The following is a 16691-nucleotide window of genomic DNA, read 5'->3' on the forward strand; positions in this document are numbered from 1 at the left end:
CGACAACCGAGTTGGGGCTGAGGGAAGACGTGGAGGGGCGAGGGATGAGACCGCGGTGGGGGCTCACCGACGAGCACGGCCGGGTCTGCACCGCGGCGGTGGTCGTCGATCAGGAACAGAGCGAGGGCGACGACTACGAGATCTCCAGCATCGACTGCGACTACCCGCCGGAGGGACGAACGCCGGGGGCCACTGGCTACTCTCCCCTGCCGGAGCGGGATAAGTAGTGACCGGTGTCGGCCCATGGTGATCCGGGCCGACCGCCGGTGAAGGTGGTGCGATCGGAGGTGGCCGGGGCCATCATCGGACTCGGCCACCTGGGCCGGGACGCTCGTGCTCGCGGTGCCGTCAGGTGGCGTCCTGGAGCTGGTCGTAGGGTTGTTGGGTGCCGCGTTCGGCGAGGAAGGTGGAACGGCCTTGACCTGAGCCGGTGTTGCCCGCTCAGGGTGCCACAGCCGTACGCGGGTGGTCTCGGTAGTAGCGGGCCCACTCGGCATGCGGCCACAGCCGGTTCTCGTGCAGCAGCGCACGCAGGCGGCGGCGCTCGGCACTGAGCGTGTCCTCAATCTTGCCGGCCAGCAGCCGGGTCGCGTCGACGTTGTGGGGCACGTGTGAGCGGGTGATCGCCCTACCTGTCCCCGGACGGATGTCCCACAAGCCGACCGGGGTCCCCCCGTTTGCTTGACAGCGCACACTTTTCTCCAGCTCCCGTGATACACCGGGTAGATCACCGTGACACTGATAAAGGGGCGACGTCCATGGACCGGCCGACGAGCTCGACTCCGTTACCGGGCGACACAAAGGTGCTGTCCATCGGGCTGCATCCGAGAGCGCTCGACTACAGCCGGATGCCCGAAGGGGTCGACGAGGCGGCACTCACTGCTCGGATCGAGGCGGCGAACGCGGCGTTGCGCGAGGCCGGGTTCGATGCGGTTCCGTGTCTGATCGACACCTCTCCGGAGCGTGCCGAGGCAGCCGTCCGGGAGCAACTCAAGGAGCACTCGTTCGGTTTGGCGATGATCGGAGGTGGCGTACGGATGCTGCCGGAGAACACCCTGCTGTTCGAGCGACTGATCAACGTACTCACCGAGGCCGCCCCTGGGATCCGGCTGTGCTTCAACTCGTCACCGGAGGACACGGTCGAGGCACTCCGGCGTTGGGTTCGGGCGTAGGCGGCCGAGGTGGTCGCCGTATGAGCCGGCCCACCCACGGCATGCTGCATCACGTCGAACTGTGGGTACCAGACCTCCACCGCGCGCTCGCCTCACTCGGCTGGCTGCTGGAGGTACTGGGATACGCCCCCTTCCAGAGCTGGGACGGCGGGCGCAGTTGGCGGCTTGGGCCGACCTACCTGGTCACCTGCTGTTCCCCGAGCGGCATCCGCATGCCGGCGGTGAGCAGCACTACGCCACCTACCTGGAGAACGAGGACGGCTTCGAAGTCGAGCTCGTCGCGATCAACTCGCCCGCACGACACTGATCAACCGTTCCATGTACGTGAGACGCGACACACGCTTCGACAACGCATGCGGCCCGCCCCGATGTTCGGGACGGGCCGCATATCCGAGCGCCGGGCAGGCCTTGCACCTGCATCTCCCCGCAGGAAGCGGGGCGTCTTTCCTTGGACCACCAACGCAGAACCGGAGCACCGGAGTTCCGGCGAACCGCTCAAGATCGACTATACAGCATCCCGGCCTTCAGTTCATCCCATCAATCCGGCCGCGTCGGCCACCGGGACAGCCGGCGCGGCCGGCACTCCGAACAAACACGGCCGTGGACACCAGGCTCGGGCCCGTGCGCTTGAGGCCGACGAGGCCGAAACCGGCCACTGCCTGGAGCGCGTCCGTGACCACCACCGCCAGGACCAGCGGATCCGCACAACGTCCCGCTCCTCCGCGTACCCGGCAATCAGCGGAACCGTGGCCTGGCCGACCGCCCCCGCCGCCGTGCAGATTCGGGCTCTACTCCCCCGTCGCTCGCCGCGCGTACACCTCGATCTCGATCTTCATCCGAGGGTCGGCCAGGCCGCACATCAGCATCGTGGCGGCCGGGCGGACTTCGCCGAAGCGGCGACGCAGGACCGGCCAGCAGGGCTCGAAGTCCTCGCGGTCGGGCAACAAGTAGCGCACCCGCACCACGTCGGCGAAGGTGCACTTCGCCTCCGCCAGCGCCGCCTCGATGTTGCGCAGGCACTGCTCGGCCTGTTCCACTACATCGTCGGAGATGGTCATGGTGGTGTAGTCGAAGCCGGTCGTCCCGGACACATGCACCCAGTCGCCGTCCACCACGGCTCGGGCGTAGCCGATCTGCTCCTCGAAAGTGGAGCCGCTGAGGATCGCACGTCGCTCTGTCATGCGCCGAACGCTAGGTGGCCAGCGGGGATACGTCTAATGCACGCCGTGGCCGCCGCGCGATCCGGCTTGCGCACCGCACCCTGACGGCGACGGTTCCCACCGCCGCCGGCTGACACCCCGCCACACGGGCGGCCGCCCGTGTGAGCCGGTTCGCTCCCCCTGTGCGCCCCCTGGGCCCGCTTGTCATGGCCCCTGTCCTGGCATTACTGTCACCAGGCCTTGGTGAACGGGAAATCCGGTGTCAAACCGGTGCGGCCCTCGCCACTGTGATCGGGAAGTCCGGCTCCGGCCCTGACGGGCAGCCACTGGGTCCTTGGACCCGGGAAGGCGGAGTTCGGGCGGTGTCACCCGTCAGCCAGGAGACCGGCCAAGGCACGTCAACCATCCACGAGGTGCTGGAGAGGGTCTGCTGAGCCATGCACATAGCCGAGGGTTTTCTGCCTCCGGCGCACGCGGTCGCCTGGGGCGTCGCGTCCGCGCCGTTCGTCGTTCACGGAGTTCGGTCACTCACCCGTGAGGTCAGGGAGCACCCGGAGAGCACCCTGCTCCTCGGCGCCTCCGGGGCCTTCACCTTCGTTCTGTCCGCACTCAAGCTGCCCTCGGTGACCGGGAGTTGCTCCCACCCCACGGGCACCGGACTGGGCGCCATCCTGTTCCGGCCGCCGATCATGGCGGTGCTGGGCACCATCACCCTGCTCTTTCAGGCCCTGCTGCTCGCGCACGGCGGCCTGACCACGCTCGGCGCCAATGTCTTCTCCATGGCGATCGTCGGGCCCTGGGCCGGATACGCCGTCTACAGGCTGCTACGGCGGTACGACGTGCCGCTGATGGTCGCCGTGTTCTGCGGCGCGTTCGTCGCCGACCTGTCCACCTACTGCGTCACCAGCGTCCAGCTCGCGCTGGCGTTCCCCGACCCGAGCAGCGGGTTCCTGGGTGCGCTCGGCAAGTTCGGCTCCATCTTCGCCGTCACGCAGATCCCGCTCGCGGTGAGCGAGGGGCTTCTCACCGTGCTGGTGATGCGTCTGCTGGTGCAGTCCAGCAAGGGAGAACTGACCCGGCTCGGCGTGCTTGTGGCCGGCGGAAAGCGGGTTCAGGCCGAGTCGAGCGAGGCGGTGGCCCGATGAGCCGTAACACGAAGATCAACCTGCTGCTCCTGCTGGCCGTGGCACTTCTCGCGGTCATGCCGCTCGTCCTCGGTCTCGGCGACGACAAGGAGCAGCCGTTCACGGGCTCCGACGGCGAGGCGGAGACCGCGATCACCGAGATCGAACCGGACTACGAGCCCTGGTTCTCGCCCCTGTACGAGCCGCCGTCAGGTGAGATCGAGTCGGCACTGTTCTCGCTCCAGGCCGCCCTCGGCGCGGGCGTCCTCGCCTACTACTTCGGTCTGCGGCGCGGCCGCAAGCAGGGCGAACAGCGGGCCCGGGAACGCGATGCCGCGGGTGTTGGCGGCGCCGGGGAGTCCGACGGCGAAGGGGTCTGATCCTTCGTGCTGCCGATCGACGCGGCGGCGCACAGCAGTCGCTGGCGCCGCCGCCATCCCGTGGACAAGGCCGTGCTCGGGCTCGGCCTGACCGTGCTCGCGATCTCGCTGCCGCCCTGGCCTGGCGCCGCGCTGGTCCTGCTGACGTCCCTCGCTGTTCTGCTGGGCCCGGCGGGCGTGCCGGGCCGCAAGCTCTGGCGGGCCTACCGGGTGCCACTGGGGTTCTGCGTGACCGGTGCCGCAACGCTGCTCGTCCAGGTGGGCGGACCGCAGGGCTTCGTCTCCCTCGCCGACGACGGTGCGCTGCGCGCCGGGGAGTTGCTGCTGCGCACCTCGGCGGCCTCCCTGGGTGTGCTGCTGTTCGCGTTCACCACCCCGATGTCGGATCTGCTGCCCCGGCTGGTGAAGGCCGGTGTGCCGACCGCCGTGGTCGACGTGGCGCTGGTGACGTACCGGATGAGCTTTCTGCTGCTGGACTCCATGCGCCGGGTCCGGGACGCGCAGGCCGCGCGGCTCGGGCACACCACGCGGGCCGCGACCTGGCGGTCCCTGAGCGGACTCGGGGCCATGGCGTTCGTGCGGGCCTTCGACCGGGCCACCCGGCTGCAGGCCGGGCTCGCCGGCCGCGGCTACGACGGCACGCTGCGCGTGCTGGTACCCGAGGCCCGGGTCTCCGTCCGCTTCACGGCCGCGAGCTGCGGGCTCCTCATAGCGCTGGCCGCCCTCACCCTCGTACTGGAAGGTCCCCTGTCATGAGCGAGTTGGTCGCCCTCAGGGGCGCGTCCTACGCCTACGAGGAAGGGCCGACCGTGCTCGACGGCCTGGACTTCGAGGTGTGCGAGGGGCGGGCGTTGGCGCTGCTCGGCCGTAACGGCAGCGGCAAGACCACGCTGATGCGGCTGCTGAGCGGCGGGCTGCGGCCGCGCGAGGGCCGGCTGACCGTCGAGGGGCAGGTGGTGTCGTACGACCGCAAGGGGCTGACCCGGATGCGGACCACGGTCCAGCTGGTGGTGCAGGATCCGGACGATCAGCTGTTCGCGGCGTCCGTCGGGCAGGATGTCTCCTTCGGGCCGCTCAACCTCGGGCTCTCCGACGCCGAGGTGCGCGGGCGGGTCGAGGAGGCGCTGGCCGCGCTGGACATCACGGCGTTGGCCGATCGGCCCACCCATCTGCTCTCCTACGGCCAGCGCAAGCGGACGGCCATCGCGGGTGCGGTGGCGATGCGGCCGCGGGTGCTGATCCTCGACGAGCCGACCGCCGGGCTGGATCCGGACGGGCAGGAACGGCTGCTTGCCACGCTGGACGGGCTGCGGGCGGGCGGTACGACCGTGGTCATGGCCACCCATGACGTCGATCTCGCGCTGCGCTGGGCCGATGACGCTGCGCTCCTCACCCCGGGCGGTGTCCGCACCGGTGCCGCGCCGGAGATGCTGGCCCGTACGGATCTCCTGCGGGAGGCGGGGCTGCGGCTGCCGTGGGGGGTCGCGGCGGCCGAACTGCTACGTGGGCAGGGCCTGTTGAGCGACGGCGCCGCAGGGCCTCGCACGCCCGAGGAGCTCGCCGCCCTGGTCGCGCCGATACCGGCCGATGGCTGACACACCCCGGTCCCGGCCCGTCACGGTCGACGGGCAGGAGCTGGTCGCGGTCTCCGCCGAGGACTTCGCACGCTTACTGGCCAGCCGACGGCAGTTGGGCGGGCAGAGCGCCCGGATCCGGGTGCTGCTGGCGAACGTGGAGGAGCTGCATCGGGCGTTGGACGACGTCGACACGGCACTTGCCGAGGTGGGGGCCGTCCATGACTGTGCGGGGGATGGCTGTGCGGTGTGTGCGGCGATCGATGGAGTACTGGAGCGGGTACGGGTGGCTCGCGGGCGTGGGGGCGGCGGGCAGCGGCGCAGGTGACCGACGAAGTCGCCCCCAAGAAATGGATTGCCGTACGCGTGCGGCTCACGTTGGCTGGGCGGCATGGCAGAACTGCGCGCCGACCGCCTGCTCCTGCGCCGCTGGCGGGACTCCGACCTTGAACCCTGGGCGGCGATGAACGCCGATCCCGAGGTTCGGGAGCACTTGGGCGAGGTGCTGTCCCGCGAGCAGAGCGATGCCTCCGTGGCTCGTTTCCTGGCCGACTTCGACCGGCGAGGCTATGGGTGGTGGGCGGTCGAGGTGCGGGCCACGGGTGAGTTCATCGGCTTCGCGGGCCTGGACGAGGTGGAGGACGACACGCCGCTCACCGGGGTGGAGATCGGCTGGCGGCTCGCCCGCCCGGCCTGGGGGCAGGGTTACGCGACCGAGGCCGCGTCGGCGGTCCTGGCGTACGGCTTCGACACTCTCGAACTGCCCGAGATCCTCGCCGTGACCACGGCCACCAACCTCCGCTCCCAGGCGGTGATGCGCCGCATCGGCATGACCCGTCCCGGACGCCGACTTCGACGACCTCACCGCGCCCGAAGGGCCACTGCGACCGAACGTGGTGTACCGCATTACCCGGTGGCGAGGCCCTGACCGGCCGACGCGCCATGGCCCCGACAGAGCTACCCGTGCGTGAAATGAAGCTGTCCGACGGGATCGTCACTCTGTCCCCGCTGCGTCTGGACGATGTGGAGGCGCATCTCTCGGGCGAGGATGAGTTGCTCGTTCGCTACCTCAACGGCGGTCCTGGGACGCGCGAGGACGTCGAAGCGTACGTCCGGCACTGTCGGGAGCAATGGGAAGCGGCCGGACCGCTGCGCGCGTTCGGTATCCGGGTCGGCGTCGACGAGGTGCTCGCGGGGACGATCGACCTGCGGTTCGAGGGAGAGCGGCTGTCTCCCGGCCAAGTGAATGTCGCCTACGGGCTCTACCCGTCCTGGAGGGGACGCGGTCTGGCCACCCGCGCGGTTGTTCTGGTCTGCGGATACGCGGCGAGTGAGGGCGGGCTGGAGGCGGTGATCCAGGTGGAGCCGGAGAATCGCGGATCTGCCGCGGTCGCGCGGCGGGCGGGGTTCGCCCCCGGTCGGCAGCGGCTCAGCACGGACGGCGCACGGCTCGACCGGTACGTCCGGAACCTCCGTTCCGCTCTCTCAGAGTGACCCGGCACGAGGCGCCCTGGCGGTCGGCCCCCTCCTCGGCACGCCGAAGGAGTTCGTCGCGTCGGGCGGCCAGAGCGCTCAGCGACTCCCTGGCGATGTCCGCCAGGGCGAGGTCAACTGGAGCTCTACAACAGCGAGAAGTGGGACCGCATCCGGCACGACAGCTACTTCGTCGAGGACTTCGAGCAGCCCGAGGCCATCTGAGCCACGGGGCCGTCAGCGGCTCCAGGTGTCAACGCGGCGCTGTCCCCCTTACGCCTCCAGCCGGCGGCGGGCGTGCGCGAGGAAGCCCTCCAGGGCGAACTCGAAGGCGCGGTCCGCGCGGTTGCCCGCCGATGCCGCCAGGGCCTCGGCCAGGCGGGGCGTCGCTGTCTCGTCGGCGAGTTCCCACATCGCTTCGGGGGCGGCGAGGTCGAGCGCCGAGCCGAGGGCGATGTTCTCCAGGGCGACGATCACGGGCATGACGTCGGCCAGGGCGAACCCGGAGGCGAGGAGGAGGACGACGGCCGCCTCGTACTGGGCGAGGACGCGGGGAGCGCGGACCGGGTTGGTCATCAGCAGCGGCACCGCGCGCGGGTGGGCGGCGAAGGCGGCGCGGTAGGAGCGGGCCCAGGCCTTCAGGGCCGTATCCCAGGGCCGTAGATCCAGGGCGGAGGAGTCGATGCCCTGTGCCACCCGCTCGCGGATCAGCTCGACGATGCCGTCCCGGCCGTCCACATGGTGATACACCGAACCGGTCTGCACCCCGAGCCGGCGCGCGATCTGGGGGACGCTGAACTCGCCCTGTGCGTCGATCAGTTCGAGCGCCGTGGCGGTGATGCGCGCCCGGTCGAGCAGCGGTGTGCGCGGCCGTCCCATGTGCGGTGTCTCCCTCAAGGGTCTTCTCAGGTGTCGAGGAGCAGGTTACATTGCGGAAACCGAAAGGCTTTAGGTTTACGCGCCGGACACCCCGCACGCCCACGTCCCCCGCCTCCGCACAGCCAGAAGGGCCTGCCCATGCCCGTCGCCAGATCCGCCCCGAGTGACGCTCCCGCCCTGCACTCCGGGGCCCTCGGCACCTCCGACATCGCCTTCTTCGTCGTCTCCGCCGCCGCCCCGCTGACCGTGATGGCCGGGGTCGCCCCGCTGGCCATCCTGCTCGGCGGGATCGGGGCCCCGGTGGGCTATCTACTCGCCGGGATCACGCTCGCCGTGTTCGCCGTCGGGTTCACCACCATGAGCCGCCACGTCAGCAGCGGCGGCGCCTTCTACGCGTACATCACCCGCGGCCTCGGCCCCGCCGCCGGCATCGGCGCGGCCCTCCTCGCGCTCATCGGCTACAACGGAATGGAGATCGGCGTCTACGGCCTCCTCGGCACCGCCACCCAGGACACCACTCACGCCCTGCTCGGCGCCGACATCCCCTGGCTGCCCGTCTCCCTCGCCGGTCTCCTGCTCATCTGGTACGGCGGCTACCGCTCCATCCACTTCGGCGCCAAGCTCCTCGGCGTCCTGCTCATCGCCGAGACCGGCATCCTCGTCCTCCTCGCCATCGGCGTACTCGCCGATGGCGGCGCCCGCGGGCTGTCCCTCGCCTCCTTCACGCCCGGCAATGTGCTGGTGCCCGGCACGGCGGCGGTCCTGGCCTTCGCGTTCGCCGCCTTCACCGGCTTCGAGTCGACGGTCATCTACCGCCGCGAGGCCCGCGACCCCGACCGCACGGTCCCCCGCGCCACCTATGTCGCCGTCGGATTCCTCGGCCTCTTCTACGCCTTCGTCGTCTGGATCGCGATCCAGGCCTTCGGCGACGCGGAGGTCGTCGCGGCCGCCGGCGCCGATCCCGCCGGGCTGTTCTTCGCCGCCATCACCACCTACGTCGGGGACTGGGCGGCCGACGCCATGCACGTCCTGATCGTCACCAGCGTGCTCGCGTCCCTGCTGGCCTTCCACAACGCCATCAACCGCTATGCCCTGGCACTCGCCGAGGAGGGCGTCCTGCCCAAGGCGCTGGCCCGGGTCCACCCCCGGCACGGTTCCCCGTACGTCGCGGGCCTGGCCCAGACCGTCCTCGGCGCGGCCGTCGTCCTCGCCTTCGCGGCGGCGGGAGCCGACCCGTACGGGCAACTGCTGCTGTGGGTCAACACCCCAGGGATGCTGGGCCTGTTGGCGCTGCAACTGCTTGCCGCGCTGGCCATCCCCCTGTACTTCCGACGGGTCAGCCATGGGGAAGGTGTTCTGCGGACGGTCGCGGCCCCGGTGACGGCGGCCGTGCTCCTCGCGACCGCCATCGTCCTGGTCATCACCCACCTCGACCTGTTCACCGGTGCGTCCACGACCGTGAACACCGCATTGGCGGCGCTGGTGCCGATCGTCTTCCTTATCGGCCTCGCGCTGGCCCGCCGACTGCGACAACGGCGCCCGGACATCTACGCACGCTTCGGCACCGAGCCGGAGCCGGCACAGCCCCTCAAGGAGCCTGCATGACCGCCGACCTCGTCCTCACCGGGGCCCGTGTCCGCACTCTCGACCCCGAACGCGCTCACGCCTCCGCGGTGGCCGTGCGCGACGGGCTGATCGTCGGGGTCGGGGACGCCGACGACGTACGGGACTGGACCGGGCCCGCCACCGAGGTCGTGGACCTGGCCGGAGCCTGCCTGACACCAGGCCTGGTGGACTCACACAGCCACCCCGTGTGGGGCCTGGAGATGACCACCGGAACCGACCTCTCCGCCGTCCGCGACCTCGACGGACTGCGGGCAGCCCTCGCCTCCGCCTCGCGCATCGACGGCTGGGTCATCGGCTACGCCTTGAACCACAACGCCTTCGGCGGCCGCCCGCTCGACCGCTCCCTGATCGAGGACGCGGTACAGGACGCACCGGCTTTCCTCCGCCTCTACGACGGACACTCGGCGCTCGTCACCGGTGCCGCGCTCGCGGCGGCGGGCGTCACCGGCCCGCGCACCTTCGCCCAGCGCTCCCACCTCGCCACCGACGCCGACGGACGGCTGACCGGGCATCTGGTCGAGCATGCGGCCATGGACCTGGTGGCCCAGGTCATGCCCCGTCCGTCGTACGACGAACGGCGGGCGCGGCTGGTGGAGTTGCTCGCGTCGATGGCGGCGACCGGGCTCACCGGCGCCCATGTCATGGACCTCGGGGACCTGGAGCTGGTGGGTGCCGTGGCCGAGGACACGGTCCTGCCGGTGCGGCTGCGGTTCGCCCCGTGGTGCATGCCGGGCGCCTGCGAGGAGACGCTGGAGGAACTCGTCGCGTGGCAGCGCCGGGGTGGGCGGCACTGGCGGGTCGGCGGGGTGAAGTTCTTCATGGACGGCACCGTCGAGGGCGGTACCGCGTGGCTGGAGCACCCGGACTTCCATGGTCAGGGCACCGAGGCGTTCTGGCCGGACCCGGTCGCGTACAGCGACGCCGTACGTCATCTGCACCGCGCCGGAGTGCGGACGGCGACCCACGCCATCGGGGACGCGGCCGTACGCCATGTCCTGGACACGGTCGAGTCGTTGGGGCCGGACGGGCGCCTCGCGCACCGCGTCGAGCACATCGAGTCGGTACCCGACGACATCGTCCCCCGCTTCGCGCGACTCGGGGTCATCGCCTCGATGCAGCCACCGCACACCGCCTACACCCGCGCCGACCGGTCCGACGAGTGGTCGCTACGGCTGGGCGGTGAACGGGCCGCCCGCGCCTGGCGGTTGCGGGATCTGCGGGACGCCGGGGCGGTCGTGGCGCTCGGTTCGGACTGGCCGATCGCCCACTTCGACGCACGCGCCGTACTCGCCATGGCGCAGGCGCCCCGAGGAGCGGCCTCGGCGCGGGCGGGCCTGACCGGGCTCCAGGCCCTGGAGGGCTGCACCGCGCATGCGGCGCTGGCGGCGGGCGAGGCGGACGTCGCCGGACGTATCGCGGTCGGTTGCCGAGCCGACTTGACGGCACTGGCCGTCGACCCGGTCGAAGCACCCGCTGACGAGGTGGCCGATGCGCCGGTACGGCTGACGGTGACCGGTGGTCATGTCGTGCATCGGGACAACGTCTAAGATCCTCAAGATCGTTCAGTCGTTCGACAGGTGGTAGGGCTGGGGTATGGGGGGAGCTTCGTCGTGCGGTGGGGGTGTCGGTCGCGCTCCTGGCTCTGACCGGTTGCGGCACGGACAAGGCCACGGCGACCTGCGAGGGGATCCAGGTGTACCCCGCCCACACCGTCGAATCGGCTGCCGCGCTGGTCGCCGCCCGGAGAGCGCGGAGAGGTTCAAGGCCGCCGTCGCTCGGTACGGGAGCCGTACCGAGCGGGCGGCGGTCGAGCATGTGACGCGGCTCAGCACCCCTGACAGGGGTGTCGAGTACGACCAGGTGTCCTTGTACGTCGTAACGGACCGCACACCTCCCCCGCGGATCGACGGCGTCTCCGACGAGCGGTACTCGGAGAAGAGTCGGGCGCACGATCGTATGGCGCGGGAGGTCTTCGAGCGGTCGGCCAGCTTCTGTGCGCCGCGACAGTGACTGTCTGACTTGCGCCTGCTGTCGGCGTCCGCCCAGGTCGTTGTTGACGGCTGCGGCGACGGCGAGTTCCATCTCGGTCCAACGGGGCCCTCCGTCGTCACCACACCCGTACAGCCTGTTGTAGCAGGGGCACAGCCGGGTTCCCACCGCAAGAGCCCAGATCCGCTGTCCGGGCCGGTCAATCGTTGCGGGGCCTGCTGAACTCCTCGATCAGTACGGGATATTGCTCGGAGCCATGTCCGGCGGCGATGGCCCGGTCCGCCATCGCCTTGATCAGCCTCGGTAGTTCGGCGTTGACGCCCACCGCCTCGCTCTCCTCGATCAAGTGCGCCATGGCCCGCGCGTCGGTCTCCAGGGCGGACACCTCGGCCGGGAAGGAGCCGCTGTCGATCTGCTCGGCGTATCCAGGCAGCCATTCGGCCACACCGGTGGCGATCCGCCGCGCGAACGGTGCGTACGTCGCGGCGTCGATGCCGGCTGTGCGGAGCAGGGCGGTGCCCTGAAGCCAGGCGTTCAGGATGCTCCACATCATCGCCAGGCCGGCCACGTCGTACAGGGACGCCAGTCCATGGTCCCCGCCGAGGTAGGTGACGGTGCCGAGCGCGTCGAGTGTCGGCTTGTGCGTCTCGAAGTCCGGCTGGGGCCCACTGTGCAGGATCATCGCCTCGGTGGTTCCGATCGCCGACGGGATGGCCATGATGGCGCCGTCCAGGTATCGGGCGCCGCGCTGCTCGGCCCATCGGGCGGCTTCGCGGGCCTGGGCCGAGTCGCCCGAGGTCAGGTTGATCAACGTCCTGCCGTCCAGGTCGATATCGCTCGCGCCGAGCAGCTCGTGCATGGCCCGGTAGTCGGTGACGCAGATGATCGTCAGGGAACCGGCCTTGAGGGCATCGCCGATGGTGGGCGCCAACCGCGCGCCCTCGGCCACCAATTCGTCGGCCTTGGAGGTGGTGCGGTTCCACACGGTCGTGGGGTGTCCGGCTTTCAGGAACGCACGCGCGAGTGCCTGGCCCATCAGGCCAAGTCCGATGACTGTCACGGGTGTTTCGGCCTTGTCGTTCATGGCAGCATCGTCAACGTTGATACCGGTGTGAAGGTCAAGCGAGGTCGCGATGCGGATCGGGGAACTGAGTCGCCGGACGGGCGTCAACGCCCATCAGTTGCGCTATTACGAGGCCCAGGGCCTGCTGGAGCCGGCGCGCGGCGCGAACGGCTACCGCGAGTACGACGAGCAGGCCGTGCTGCGGGTGAAGCAGATCCGGCACCTGCTCGGTGCCGGGCTGTCCACGGAGGACATCGCCTACCTGCTCCCCTGCGCCATCGGCGAGGCCCCGGAACTGCCCGGATGCCCGGAGCTGTTGGCGGCGATGCGGTCACGGCTTCAGCGGCTCAACGATCAGTTGGAGAGGCTCGCGCAGTCCCGCGACGCGCTTGCCGAATACATTGACGCCGCTGAACGCATGGGCAGCGAAAGCTATCCACCCTTTGACGGTGCCGACGTGGTATCCGTCCCCGCGTAAGCGCTTGGCCGCAGGTTCGAGTCCTTCCGGGGGCGCCCAGTCTCCGCCCTCCCATTGGGAGGGCGTTTTGGCTGGTCAAAGGCGGTTTATCGAGCTCGGCGGAGCGGCTTCGCGGATGCGGATGAACCCCTGGCGAAGTCAGCAGGTGTCCGGCTGGAGACGATTTTGTCCGGCCCTCGGCGGGTGTTCTTCCCGAAGTTTCGGTGCGGTCTCTCCGCGGTCGACGCGCGGGGCCACCACGTCGTCACGACTGTCTGGATGGGGGCAAATCGGCATACAGGTTGAAGGAGGGCTGGATATCAGATCATCCTTGCCGCCATGAGTCTCGTCTCCGCCTCCTTCGATGTGCCCGCCACGGGCGACTACGCCCACGACTGGGCCTTGGTTGATGTGGAGACGTCGGGCCTCATTGCCCGGCGGGATCGCGTGCTGTCCGTCGCGGTGATCACGATCGGTCCGGACGGCGAGCAGACCGGGGAGTTCTCGACACTGCTCAATCCGGGGTGCGATCCGGGGCCTCGGAGCGGCGTAGAGTGAAGCGAACGGGAGTACTTCGCACACCGGCCACCACGCCGGTGTCGTTCCCAGCGAGCAACAACGCCGGCCTCCAGGAGGAGGCCGGGGACAGGTCCGCGTCATGACCGCGACCATCGAACCTACGATCATCAAAGAGCGCCTGCCTTCGGCGTCGGCCAGGCTGTCCCTGGCCCCGACCGGCTCGGTTCCAGCTCTCCTGGACGGTGCCTGTTGGCCCCGCTCCCGTGATCTCCTCCGGGAGATCCTCACTCTGACGAACGCGCTGGACGCGTGCTGGGGCCGGATCACCCACGTCACCGTGAACCCGGCCCACTGGCCCGTCATCCCACGCAAGGTCCCCGTCGCGGGGCACACGGTGCATGTCGGCTGGTTCGCCGACGAACAGGACCCGAACAAAGTGATCCTCTTGGGGCGACGGCCGTCACACCCACCGACACACCTGATGCAGGTCGTCCCGTGACCAGCCAGTCCTCCGGGGACGATCACACACAGCCGGACGAAATTCCGAGGAGACGACCCTCAGCGGGGGAAGGTGGATACCGCCCCGGACGTCCGGGTTTCCGTCAGTGCCGGCACGAGAGGCAGGCGACCATGGCGACACTGCACGAGCGGCAGCACTACCGCGAGGCGATCATGAAGAGCCTGTACGAGGCCATGGAAGGCAATCGCCTCCTCGGCCTCACCGGGGCGCAGCTGCGCGAGGACCTCTCCATGCCCGAGGAGGACCTGGCCGCCGCCTGCACGTACTTGGCGGCCGAGGGACTGATCCAGGTCGACTGGGCGCGAGGAAACACACCCGCGATGGCCACACTGACGCACAAGGGGATCCAGCTCATGGAGACCGAGGAGAAGGACAGCGACTGACACGGCACGGGCCGCCCTCAGGGCTCCTGCCGGTCACATGACGGCCATGTCCTCCCATATGACTGAAATGACGTCCCGGGCATACCCTGGTGAGTGGGTCGGCGCACTCTCACGTGCAACGACCCGGAAGGGCGGCCCCGGTGTGTATACGCCGGGGCCGTTGCGTCACCGGCGCATGCAACTGCTTCGTCGTTTGACCCGAAGGGCCGAGAGATCAGCGTGTCGTCTACGTGGACGGCGGACAGCGACCGGTCCGCCACTGATGCCGGGAGGCTGACGTGGTGCTGTTTCTCTGCTGCTCATCGGGGTGATGGTGGCGCAATGCCCGACATCGCTCACATGCCACTTGCCTGAGCGAGGTCGGGCACTCGCCGTTAGCGTGAAGGGAAAGGAAGGGGCACGACAGGCTGGCTGTTGCGTCGGAAAGTGGTGACCGAAGATGACGGATACCGGACTGCCGAACCGGCCCGCGACCCCTCGCGCGGGATCATTGGGCGAGCGCGGCGGGAAGAGTGCGGGGGTGCCGCACGGCAGCGATCCGGGGTCGCGCGGCCATACAACGATCGCCGACGGTGTGGTGGCGAAGATCGCCGGGATGGCGGCCCGGGATGTGCCGGGCGTCCATGCCATGGGCGGTGGGTTCGCCCGTGGCATGGGGGCCATGCGTGAACGTATGCCCGGTGCCGGCGGGAAGTCCGTCACCAGCGGGGTGAAGGTCGAGGTCGGCGAGGTACAGACCGCGGTCGACCTGGAGATCGTCGTCGAGTACGGCGTCTCCATCATCGAGGTCGCGGGCGACGTCAGAGAGAACGTGATCGCTGCCATCGAGCGGATGACCGGTCTGGAAGTTATCGAGGTCAACATCGCGGTCGGCGATGTGCATGTGTTCGACGAGGACGAGGAACAACCAGAGCGGCGGCTCGAGTAATCGCTTGCCGGAGCCAAAGCGAGCAAGGAGCGCGCGAGGGGTATGGCCGCGGTTGGCCTGTTCACCGGGATGGCGCTGGGTTTCGCCGGACGGTTCGCCGACGGTGAGGGGAACTCGGCGACCTCTTCCACACCCGCGAGCACGGCAACCGGCGGTGGTGAGACCAGCCGCTGCTCGGAGGACGACCGCCGACAACAGTGAGCCGACGTCCAGGAGCGGTCCGTTCGGCCTCTTCGGGGAGTAGCGTGAATGCATCGGGAGCATTTCGCACACCGGCTCCGATGCCGGTGTCGTTCCCAGTGAGCAACGACACCGGGCAGCTGCGCTCGCGCAGAGGTCCGGAGACGGGTTCGCGCGATGTCCGCGACCACCTCTCCTCCCCCGCTACGGGCCGTTCCCTTCAGGGCCCCGACCGCGCGCCTCGCGCTGAAACCCGTGAGTCCTTCACCAGGGCACGTCGAGCTGGACGGCGCCTGGTGGCCTCGGTCACGTGACCTGACACACGAACTCTCCGCTCTGGCGGACGTACTGGATCCGCTGTGGGGACGGATCACCCATATCGCCGTCAACCCGCGCTACTGGCCGACACTCCCGCGCAAGATCTTCGTCAACGGCCATGTGGTGAAGGTCGGTTGGTTCACGTCGGAGCAGGATCCGCACAAGATCCTGCTGCTGTCTTACACCGCGGGCCGCTGGGACCTCCTGGTGATCCCCCCGGAGACGGGCGCCCCCTCGGCCGCCCGGCTGATGGCCGCCGCGAGCGCGAACACCGGCCCGCCGACGACCGCGACCGCCCTCATGGCGGCGGAACAGGCCGGCGAAACTTCCTCGTCGTGCGAGGCCACCACCGGCCGGCCCGGGCGACTGATGGTGGGGATGTGACGGTCGTCGTCGCCGAACCTGGCCGTTGGATCAGTCGCGGCCCCTTGCCGCGGCCGCCATGAGCGGTTCCGCGGTCTCCTCGGTCGTATCCGGAGGCACGACCAGCAGGTCCCAGCGCCCCCGGCCGGGGGCGAGCAGGACGATCGTATGCTGGGCGGATGCCGCCACGGTCCTGCGCAGTCGTACGACCTGGTTGGAGACGAGCATCCGGCCGGGCGCCGCGGACCATGTCGCCCCGTTGACGGTGACGCTGGTGATGTGGCCCCATGCGCGAGGCAACCCGGCGAGCAGCGACGGGAGTTCCGCGAGCAGGTCGTATGAGCGAGGCCACCACGCTCCGTCGATGGGCCGGGGCATGCCGCTGCGGGATGCGAGACGCAGCCGGAGGAGGGGGTGGGAGGGAATCGGGGACTGCAGTGCGGTGGTCATGAAGGCTCCTGCCAACTGCCTTAAGAGATTGAGTGGTCGGTGTCAGGCGCGACGGGCCGCGACCCGGTCCGCAGTGGGCCAGCGCACGTCGTGCACCCAGCCGAGGCGTTCAAGGAGGCGGATGACGGCAGCC

General features: G+C 69.8%; 21 protein-coding genes, 3 pseudogenes and 1 riboswitch. Of the genes and pseudogenes, 19 read left to right on the top strand and 5 right to left on the bottom strand.

Features of this window, described 5'->3' with window-relative positions; genetic code table 11:
* Positions 1-44 precede the first annotated feature (44 nt).
* Positions 45-227, top strand: coding sequence for a hypothetical protein (locus H4N64_RS39260; RefSeq protein WP_186287423.1), 183 nt, complete (start codon positions 45-47; stop codon positions 225-227).
* A 214-nt stretch (positions 228-441) separates the two neighbouring features.
* Here H4N64_RS39260 and H4N64_RS39265 read toward each other — a convergent pair whose 3' ends face one another.
* The gene (locus tag H4N64_RS39265; protein ID WP_186287404.1) at positions 442-609 is read right to left on the bottom strand and encodes a DUF4132 domain-containing protein; all 168 of its coding nucleotides are present in this window, start codon (positions 607-609) and stop codon (positions 442-444) included.
* A 149-nt stretch (positions 610-758) separates the two neighbouring features.
* Here H4N64_RS39265 and H4N64_RS39270 point away from each other — a divergent pair, with 149 nt between their 5' ends.
* Together H4N64_RS39270 and H4N64_RS39275 are read left to right on the top strand one after the other, a co-directional pair.
* The gene (locus H4N64_RS39270) at positions 759-1172 is read left to right on the top strand and encodes a hypothetical protein (RefSeq protein ID WP_186287405.1); all 414 of its coding nucleotides are present in this window, start codon (positions 759-761) and stop codon (positions 1170-1172) included.
* Between the two features lie 41 nt (positions 1173-1213).
* A pseudogene (locus tag H4N64_RS39275) lies at positions 1214-1479 on the top strand (VOC family protein).
* A 481-nt stretch (positions 1480-1960) separates the two neighbouring features.
* On the opposite strand, the gene H4N64_RS39280 reads toward H4N64_RS39275, so the two are convergent.
* Entirely contained in the window at positions 1961-2353 is a 393-nt protein-coding gene (locus tag H4N64_RS39280; protein ID WP_186287406.1) for a RidA family protein, read from the bottom strand.
* Between the two features lie 203 nt (positions 2354-2556).
* Positions 2557-2739: riboswitch (cobalamin riboswitch) on the top strand.
* A gap of 30 nt (positions 2740-2769) precedes the next feature.
* Between H4N64_RS39280 and H4N64_RS39285 the strand changes: the two genes are divergently transcribed.
* From H4N64_RS39285 to H4N64_RS39315, 7 genes and pseudogenes are all read left to right on the top strand, one after another.
* Complete coding sequence (locus tag H4N64_RS39285) at positions 2770-3477, top strand: energy-coupling factor ABC transporter permease (protein ID WP_186287407.1); 708 nt, start codon at positions 2770-2772, stop codon at positions 3475-3477.
* On the top strand, positions 3474-3836 hold the full coding sequence (locus tag H4N64_RS39290) for an energy-coupling factor ABC transporter substrate-binding protein (RefSeq protein ID WP_186287408.1): 363 nt from the start codon (positions 3474-3476) through the stop codon (positions 3834-3836). The genes H4N64_RS39285 and H4N64_RS39290 overlap by 4 nt, the downstream gene beginning before the upstream one ends.
* 6 nt (positions 3837-3842) lie before the next feature.
* Positions 3843-4592 carry a cobalt ECF transporter T component CbiQ gene (gene cbiQ / locus H4N64_RS39295; RefSeq protein ID WP_186287409.1) on the top strand — a complete coding sequence of 250 codons (750 nt, stop codon included), beginning with the start codon at positions 3843-3845 and terminating at the stop codon, positions 4590-4592.
* The gene (locus tag H4N64_RS39300; protein ID WP_186287410.1) at positions 4589-5431 is read left to right on the top strand and encodes an energy-coupling factor ABC transporter ATP-binding protein; all 843 of its coding nucleotides are present in this window, start codon (positions 4589-4591) and stop codon (positions 5429-5431) included. Before cbiQ ends, H4N64_RS39300 begins: the two co-directional genes overlap by 4 nt.
* Complete coding sequence (locus H4N64_RS39305; RefSeq protein ID WP_186287411.1) at positions 5424-5738, top strand: hypothetical protein; 315 nt, start codon at positions 5424-5426, stop codon at positions 5736-5738. The genes H4N64_RS39300 and H4N64_RS39305 overlap by 8 nt, the downstream gene beginning before the upstream one ends.
* Positions 5739-5801: 63 nt before the next feature.
* A pseudogene (locus H4N64_RS39310) lies at positions 5802-6381 on the top strand (GNAT family N-acetyltransferase).
* Position 6382: 1 nt separating this feature from the next.
* Positions 6383-6904: a GNAT family N-acetyltransferase gene (locus H4N64_RS39315; protein ID WP_186287422.1), complete on the top strand. Its 522-nt coding sequence runs from the start codon at positions 6383-6385 to the stop codon at positions 6902-6904.
* A 252-nt stretch (positions 6905-7156) separates the two neighbouring features.
* Here H4N64_RS39315 and H4N64_RS39320 read toward each other — a convergent pair whose 3' ends face one another.
* Positions 7157-7762 carry a TetR/AcrR family transcriptional regulator C-terminal domain-containing protein gene (locus tag H4N64_RS39320; RefSeq protein ID WP_186287412.1) on the bottom strand — a complete coding sequence of 202 codons (606 nt, stop codon included), beginning with the start codon at positions 7760-7762 and terminating at the stop codon, positions 7157-7159.
* Positions 7763-7900: 138 nt separating this feature from the next.
* On the opposite strand from H4N64_RS39320, the gene H4N64_RS39325 reads away from it, so the two are divergent.
* Together H4N64_RS39325 and H4N64_RS39330 are read left to right on the top strand one after the other, a co-directional pair.
* A complete protein-coding gene (locus tag H4N64_RS39325; protein ID WP_186287413.1) occupies positions 7901-9367 on the top strand; it encodes an APC family permease in 1467 nt (488 codons plus the stop codon).
* A complete protein-coding gene (locus H4N64_RS39330) occupies positions 9364-10935 on the top strand; it encodes an amidohydrolase (RefSeq protein ID WP_186287414.1) in 1572 nt (523 codons plus the stop codon). The genes H4N64_RS39325 and H4N64_RS39330 overlap by 4 nt, the downstream gene beginning before the upstream one ends.
* A gap of 641 nt (positions 10936-11576) precedes the next feature.
* On the opposite strand, the gene H4N64_RS39335 is transcribed toward H4N64_RS39330, so the two are convergent.
* Entirely contained in the window at positions 11577-12461 is an 885-nt protein-coding gene (locus tag H4N64_RS39335) for an NAD(P)-dependent oxidoreductase (RefSeq protein ID WP_186287415.1), read from the bottom strand.
* Positions 12462-12510: 49 nt separating this feature from the next.
* Here H4N64_RS39335 and H4N64_RS39340 point away from each other — a divergent pair, with 49 nt between their 5' ends.
* The 7 genes and pseudogenes from H4N64_RS39340 (at position 12511) to H4N64_RS39370 (ending at position 16129) form a co-directional block, all read left to right on the top strand.
* A complete protein-coding gene (locus tag H4N64_RS39340) occupies positions 12511-12918 on the top strand; it encodes a MerR family transcriptional regulator (RefSeq protein WP_186287416.1) in 408 nt (135 codons plus the stop codon).
* A 318-nt stretch (positions 12919-13236) separates the two neighbouring features.
* Positions 13237-13437 (top strand): annotated as a pseudogene (locus tag H4N64_RS39345) (DNA polymerase III); the annotation flags it as partial.
* Positions 13438-13555: 118 nt separating this feature from the next.
* Positions 13556-13915, top strand: a complete 360-nt coding sequence (locus H4N64_RS39350; protein WP_222109937.1) for a DUF5994 family protein — start codon at positions 13556-13558, stop codon at positions 13913-13915.
* Positions 13916-14046: 131 nt separating this feature from the next.
* Positions 14047-14319 (top strand): hypothetical protein, encoded by a 273-nt coding sequence (locus H4N64_RS39355; RefSeq protein ID WP_186287417.1) that lies wholly within the window; start codon positions 14047-14049, stop codon positions 14317-14319.
* A gap of 439 nt (positions 14320-14758) precedes the next feature.
* On the top strand, positions 14759-15247 hold the full coding sequence (locus H4N64_RS39360; RefSeq protein WP_186287418.1) for an Asp23/Gls24 family envelope stress response protein: 489 nt from the start codon (positions 14759-14761) through the stop codon (positions 15245-15247).
* Between the two features lie 42 nt (positions 15248-15289).
* Complete coding sequence (locus H4N64_RS39365) at positions 15290-15448, top strand: hypothetical protein (protein ID WP_186287419.1); 159 nt, start codon at positions 15290-15292, stop codon at positions 15446-15448.
* Positions 15449-15682: 234 nt separating this feature from the next.
* A complete protein-coding gene (locus H4N64_RS39370; protein ID WP_336246927.1) occupies positions 15683-16129 on the top strand; it encodes a DUF5994 family protein in 447 nt (148 codons plus the stop codon).
* 30 nt (positions 16130-16159) lie between these two features.
* Here H4N64_RS39370 and H4N64_RS39375 read toward each other — a convergent pair whose 3' ends face one another.
* Positions 16160-16558 carry a DUF5994 family protein gene (locus tag H4N64_RS39375; protein ID WP_186287420.1) on the bottom strand — a complete coding sequence of 133 codons (399 nt, stop codon included), beginning with the start codon at positions 16556-16558 and terminating at the stop codon, positions 16160-16162.
* Positions 16559-16691 lie beyond the last annotated feature (133 nt).

Source organism: Streptomyces cupreus (assembly GCF_014257025.1).
GTDB classification, from domain to species: Bacteria; Actinomycetota; Actinomycetes; order Streptomycetales; family Streptomycetaceae; genus Streptomyces; species Streptomyces cupreus.

Bases quoted from the DNA above. Each gene is read 5' to 3' on its own strand.
- H4N64_RS39280 (WP_186287406.1), bottom strand. From the start codon at position 2,353: ATGACAGAGCGACGTGCGATCCTCAGCGGCTCCACTTTCGAGGAGCAG.
- H4N64_RS39340 (WP_186287416.1), top strand. From the start codon at position 12,511: ATGCGGATCGGGGAACTGAGTCGCCGGACGGGCGTCAACGCCCATCAG.
- H4N64_RS39375 (WP_186287420.1), bottom strand. From the start codon at position 16,558: ATGACCACCGCACTGCAGTCCCCGATTCCCTCCCACCCCCTCCTCCGG.
- H4N64_RS39325 (WP_186287413.1), top strand. From the start codon at position 7,901: ATGCCCGTCGCCAGATCCGCCCCGAGTGACGCTCCCGCCCTGCACTCC.
- H4N64_RS39350 (WP_222109937.1), top strand. From the start codon at position 13,556: ATGACCGCGACCATCGAACCTACGATCATCAAAGAGCGCCTGCCTTCG.
- H4N64_RS39330 (WP_186287414.1), top strand. From the start codon at position 9,364: ATGACCGCCGACCTCGTCCTCACCGGGGCCCGTGTCCGCACTCTCGAC.
- H4N64_RS39320 (WP_186287412.1), bottom strand. From the start codon at position 7,762: ATGGGACGGCCGCGCACACCGCTGCTCGACCGGGCGCGCATCACCGCC.
- H4N64_RS39360 (WP_186287418.1), top strand. From the start codon at position 14,759: ATGACGGATACCGGACTGCCGAACCGGCCCGCGACCCCTCGCGCGGGA.
- H4N64_RS39315 (WP_186287422.1), top strand. From the start codon at position 6,383: ATGAAGCTGTCCGACGGGATCGTCACTCTGTCCCCGCTGCGTCTGGAC.
- H4N64_RS39365 (WP_186287419.1), top strand. From the start codon at position 15,290: ATGGCCGCGGTTGGCCTGTTCACCGGGATGGCGCTGGGTTTCGCCGGA.
- H4N64_RS39355 (WP_186287417.1), top strand. From the start codon at position 14,047: ATGGCGACACTGCACGAGCGGCAGCACTACCGCGAGGCGATCATGAAG.
- H4N64_RS39305 (WP_186287411.1), top strand. From the start codon at position 5,424: ATGGCTGACACACCCCGGTCCCGGCCCGTCACGGTCGACGGGCAGGAG.
- H4N64_RS39260 (WP_186287423.1), top strand. From the start codon at position 45: ATGAGACCGCGGTGGGGGCTCACCGACGAGCACGGCCGGGTCTGCACC.
- H4N64_RS39300 (WP_186287410.1), top strand. From the start codon at position 4,589: ATGAGCGAGTTGGTCGCCCTCAGGGGCGCGTCCTACGCCTACGAGGAA.
- H4N64_RS39335 (WP_186287415.1), bottom strand. From the start codon at position 12,461: ATGAACGACAAGGCCGAAACACCCGTGACAGTCATCGGACTTGGCCTG.
- H4N64_RS39270 (WP_186287405.1), top strand. From the start codon at position 759: ATGGACCGGCCGACGAGCTCGACTCCGTTACCGGGCGACACAAAGGTG.
- H4N64_RS39290 (WP_186287408.1), top strand. From the start codon at position 3,474: ATGAGCCGTAACACGAAGATCAACCTGCTGCTCCTGCTGGCCGTGGCA.
- H4N64_RS39285 (WP_186287407.1), top strand. From the start codon at position 2,770: ATGCACATAGCCGAGGGTTTTCTGCCTCCGGCGCACGCGGTCGCCTGG.